Here is a 4365-nt window from a genome sequence, read left to right as displayed (position 1 = left end):
CGCTTCGGCGCGGTTGCGGTGCTGGCTGCGGTCGTTCTGGCACTGCACGACGATACCGGACGGGATGTGCGTCAGGCGCACCGCCGAGTCGGTCTTGTTGATGTGCTGGCCACCCGCGCCGGATGCGCGGTAGGTGTCGGTGCGCACGTCGGCGGGATTGATGTCGATGTCGATCGACTCGTCGACTTCCGGATAGACGAACACACTCGAGAACGAGGTGTGGCGGCCATTGGCGGAGTCGAACGGCGATTTGCGAACCAGGCGGTGCACGCCGCTTTCGGTGCGCAGGAAGCCGTATGCGTAATCGCCCTCGACCTTGATGGACGCGGTCTTGATGCCGGCCACTTCACCGTCGGACTGTTCGAGGATCTCGGTCTTGAAACCCTTGCGTTCGCAGTAGCGCAAGTACTGGCGCATCAGCATCGAAGCCCAGTCCTGGGCTTCGGTGCCGCCAGCGCCGGCCTGGATGTCGACGAAGCAGTTGTTGGGATCCATCGGATTGGAGAACATCCGGCGGAACTCCATGCCTTCGACCTGCTTCCTGAGTTCTTCTGCATCGCCTTCGATGGCGACCAGGGTGTCTTCATCCTGCTCTTCGCGCGCCATCGCGAACAGGTCGCGGGCATCGGCGAGGTCGGCATCGATCTTGGTGAGGGTGAGGACGATCGCTTCCAGCGATTTCTTTTCCTTGCCGAGGTCCTGGGCCCGTTTCGGGTCGTTCCAGACGTTGGGGTCTTCCAGTTCGGCGTTGACTTGTTCGAGCTTCTCGGACTTCACATCGAAGTCAAAGATACCTCCGTAGTTCGGCCGTGCGGGTGCTCAGGTCCGCAAGGAGGGAGGAGAGGGAATTGAGGCGTTCGGCTTCCATGGCGATTCCAATTGCAATCAAACCGGACATTATAACCGACCCTGTCCCCGGAAAGGCGGCAGAGTCGTTGGTAAATCGTCATGCCGGCTGCGCGTGTTCGACCATGAGCTGGACACGCGTGACGCCGTTGTATTCGTTCGCGTCCAGTCTGTAAGCCACCACTGCGCGTTCGGACAGGTCATCGGTGTGGCCGAACCAGATCGCGTCGTAGCGTTTGCCGTTCTTTTCCAGAAGCAATTTCAGGTGCTTTTCCTTGAGGATGCGCTGGCTGATGACGCGGAATTCGTCGCAGAACACCGGTGGCGCGAACCCTTGGCCCCAGACCTGGCTGTCGATGAGTTCGATGAACTGCGTCGAGAAATAGGCTTCCTCAAGCGGTCCATCGGTTTCCACCACGCGCTCCAGCTGTGCCTGCGTCAGCCATTCACGACCGACCGCTTCGAAGGCATCGGCGAAGGCATCGAAGCCTTCGGCACGGATGGTGAGGCCGGCTGCCATTGCATGGCCGCCAAATTTGGTGATGACCGAGGGCGCGTGCTTGGAGACGAGGTCGAGTGCGTCGCGCAGGTGGAAGCCGGCGATGGACCTGCCCGAGCCCTTGATCAGGCCTTCGCCGCCGGGAGCAAAGGTGATCGTCGGACGGTAGAACTTGTCCTTCAACCGGGAAGCGACGATGCCGATCACGCCCTGGTGCCAGGATTCATCGAAAACGCTGATGGTGGTCCTATTGTGCGGCTCGAAGCTGTCGAGATGCAGCATTGCCGTGTCCTGCATGTCGGCTTCAATGTCGCGCCGCTCGCGGTTGATGGCGTCTAGCTGCTGGGCGATGGCCCAGGCACGGCCTTCGTCGTCGGTGGTCAGGCATTCGATGCCCAGTGACATGTCCGCCAGGCGGCCTGCGGCATTCAGGCGCGGGCCGACGGCAAACCCGAGATCGAAGGGTGTGGCGCGGCGGGCTTCGCGTCCGGCCGCGCGGAACAGGGCCGCCACGCCGGGCTGCATGCGGCCGGCACGCATGCGCTTGAGGCCTTGCGCGACGAGGATACGGTTGTTGGCATCGAGCTTGACCACGTCGGCTACGGTGCCAAGCGCGACCAGGTCGAGCAGGGCATCCAGCTTGGGCTGGTTTTGCGCATCGAAAACGCCGCGCTTGCGCAGTTCGGCGCGTAACGCCAGCAGCACATAGAACATCACGGCCACGCCCGCCAGGTTCTTGCTCGGAAAGCCGCAGGACGGCTGGTTGGGATTGACGATGACCCGGGCATCGGGAAGCCGGTCGCCCGGCAGGTGGTGGTCGGTGACAACGACGTCGATCCCGCGCTGTTTCGCCTCGGCCACGCCCTCGATGCTGGCGATGCCGTTGTCCACCGTCACGATGATGTCGGGAGACTTTTCGCGGACGGTCAGTTCGACGATTTCCGGGGTGAGGCCGTAACCATATTCGAATCGGTTGGGCACGATGAAGTCGACCCGCGCGCCGAGCGAACGCAGGCCGCGCAAGGCAACCGCACAGGCTGTTGCGCCATCGCAATCGTAGTCGGCGACGATGACGAGTTTCTTGCCGGCGGTAATGGCGTCTGCGAGATATGAAGCGGCTGCATCGATATGCAGCAGGCCGGACGGGTTGATGAGCGCGCCGAGTTCACTCGACAGTTCCGCTACATCGGACAGTCCGCGAGACGCATAGATGCGCGCGAGCACGGGGTGGACGCCTTGCTGGCGTAGCATTTCCGCCGTGCGGAAGGGCACGTTGCGGGTGTGGATGCGGGTCACGGACATAGCGGTGTGAGGGAAGGTTTGACCCAGAATTTTCTCAGGGACGAGCGTGTAACGGTAAACCGCGAAATGCGCGAATCGTGGGTGGCAATCAGGGAGACCGTGTCGATCCTGCCGGACTGCAGCGCTTCCAGCAAGGGGGCAAACCATGACTCTTCAAGGTGTTGCATGTGCCCGAGCCATCGGCCCCAATCATTTGCCAAAGCGGGCTCGAGCAGGTCGTCGAGGTACAGCATGTTCCTCCCAGCCGCCGACGAGACCAGGTCGGCCGCATTGCTTGCTTCTCCATGCGCAGGCAGGTATTGGCGCAACGCGCGCTGATATCCCGACAAATTGAAGGCCTTGTCGTAATGACAGCGCTTTTCCTGTCCGTGCGTCGAGGGGCCGGCCCACAGCCAGAGTGAATTCACCGGCTTCAAGCCGCGCGCTTCCCGTTCGTCGTTGAGGGGGTGGCCGTACCAGTGCATCTGTACCTCATTCTGGACCTTGCGCCAGTCGCGCTCGCCCGGTCCCTTGGGCATCCAGATGTCGATGTTGTGGCCGGCTGCGGCGTCGGGCGTTGCGGTTTCCAGGTCGCGCCACTCGTCGGCCTCGACGAACCAGGTTGTCGCGTTGCCGTATAGCACGCGCTTTCCAGCTTCCTCAAACAACGGTGCTGCGATCTCGAACAGGGCACGCGAGTCGTCCTCGGATAAGACAAGCTGGCGCGGATCGGTCAGGACAAGGTGGTCGCGGGCAATGTGGATATGGACTGGTTGCAATGCGAACCATGTGCCGGGATCTGGCGATAGGTCGAGTTCAGGCATCCAGGCGGCGGCAATCGCCGGGCTGCTGTTCGTCTTTTCTGACGCGTCCAGTCCGAATTGCCGCGCGAGCCATTGCTCGTGCGGCAGTGCGCGCCGGAATCCGTCAACTGTTTCATGGCGTCCGTTTTCGGATTTGGCGCGGGAGGAAAGCAGGGCAAGGGAAGGGGCATCCAGCTGCTTCAGCAGGTCGCCGGCCAGTTCCGGGGGGGGCAGGCCGAACGGGAGGAGAATATCAAGCTCAGTCATGCCGCGATTGTATATGACAGCCGCTGCCCCATTCGGCGGAACAAGGTAGGATGGCCACACTGATACGTTTCGGAAGCTGCCCATGACAACACAACAACATAAGCCCTTCAGGATTGCCGTCATCCCTGGAGACGGCATCGGCATTGAAGTCATGCCGGAAGGCATGCGGGCGCTGCGCGCCGCTGCGGAGCGTTTTTCGCTCGCGCTCGAATTCAAGGACATCGAATGGGCGAGTTGCGCCTACTATGAACAGACCGGCAGCATGATGCCGCCGGACTGGCGGGACCAGATCGGCGACTGCGATGCGCTGTATTTCGGGGCAGTAGGCTGGCCGGCCAAGGTGCCGGACCACGTCTCGCTGTGGGGTTCGCTGCTCAAGTTCCGGCGCGAATTCGACCAGTACATCAACCTCCGCCCGGTGCGTCTGTTCGAAGGCGTCCCTTGCCCGCTGGCCAACCGCAAGCCGGGCGACATCGATTTCTTCGTGGTGCGCGAAAACACGGAAGGCGAATACACCGCGCTTGGCGGGCGGATGTTCGAAGGCACCGAGCGTGAACTCGTCATCCAGGAATCGGTATTCACGCGCACCGGAACCGACCGTGTGTTGCGTTACGCATTTGACCTCGCGCAATCGCGTCCGCGCAAGCATCTGACAGTGGCCACGAAATC

At 62.1% G+C, this 4365-nt stretch carries 3 protein-coding genes and 1 pseudogene; 1 reads left to right on the top strand and 3 read right to left on the bottom strand.

The features are described from left to right. The 3 genes and pseudogenes from prfB to AYR66_RS20925 form a co-directional block, all read right to left on the bottom strand. Positions 1-868 (bottom strand): annotated as a pseudogene (gene prfB / locus AYR66_RS20935) (peptide chain release factor 2); the annotation flags it as partial. A gap of 78 nt (positions 869-946) precedes the next feature. Next, positions 947-2647: a single-stranded-DNA-specific exonuclease RecJ gene (gene recJ / locus AYR66_RS20930; RefSeq protein WP_088709112.1), complete on the bottom strand. Its 1701-nt coding sequence runs from the start codon at positions 2645-2647 to the stop codon at positions 947-949. Continuing rightward, positions 2638-3696 (bottom strand): hypothetical protein, encoded by a 1059-nt coding sequence (locus AYR66_RS20925; protein WP_088709111.1) that lies wholly within the window; start codon positions 3694-3696, stop codon positions 2638-2640. Before AYR66_RS20925 ends, recJ begins: the two co-directional genes overlap by 10 nt. 82 nt (positions 3697-3778) lie before the next feature. Here AYR66_RS20925 and AYR66_RS20920 point away from each other — a divergent pair. Beyond that, positions 3779-4365: isocitrate/isopropylmalate family dehydrogenase (locus AYR66_RS20920; RefSeq protein ID WP_234814965.1), on the top strand; the 587-nt coding region annotated here is incomplete at its 3' end.

It is taken from the genome of Noviherbaspirillum denitrificans (assembly GCF_002211445.1).
Lineage (GTDB): Bacteria > Pseudomonadota > Gammaproteobacteria > Burkholderiales > Burkholderiaceae_D > Noviherbaspirillum > Noviherbaspirillum denitrificans.
This window is presented reverse-complemented; position numbering and strand designations above follow the sequence as displayed.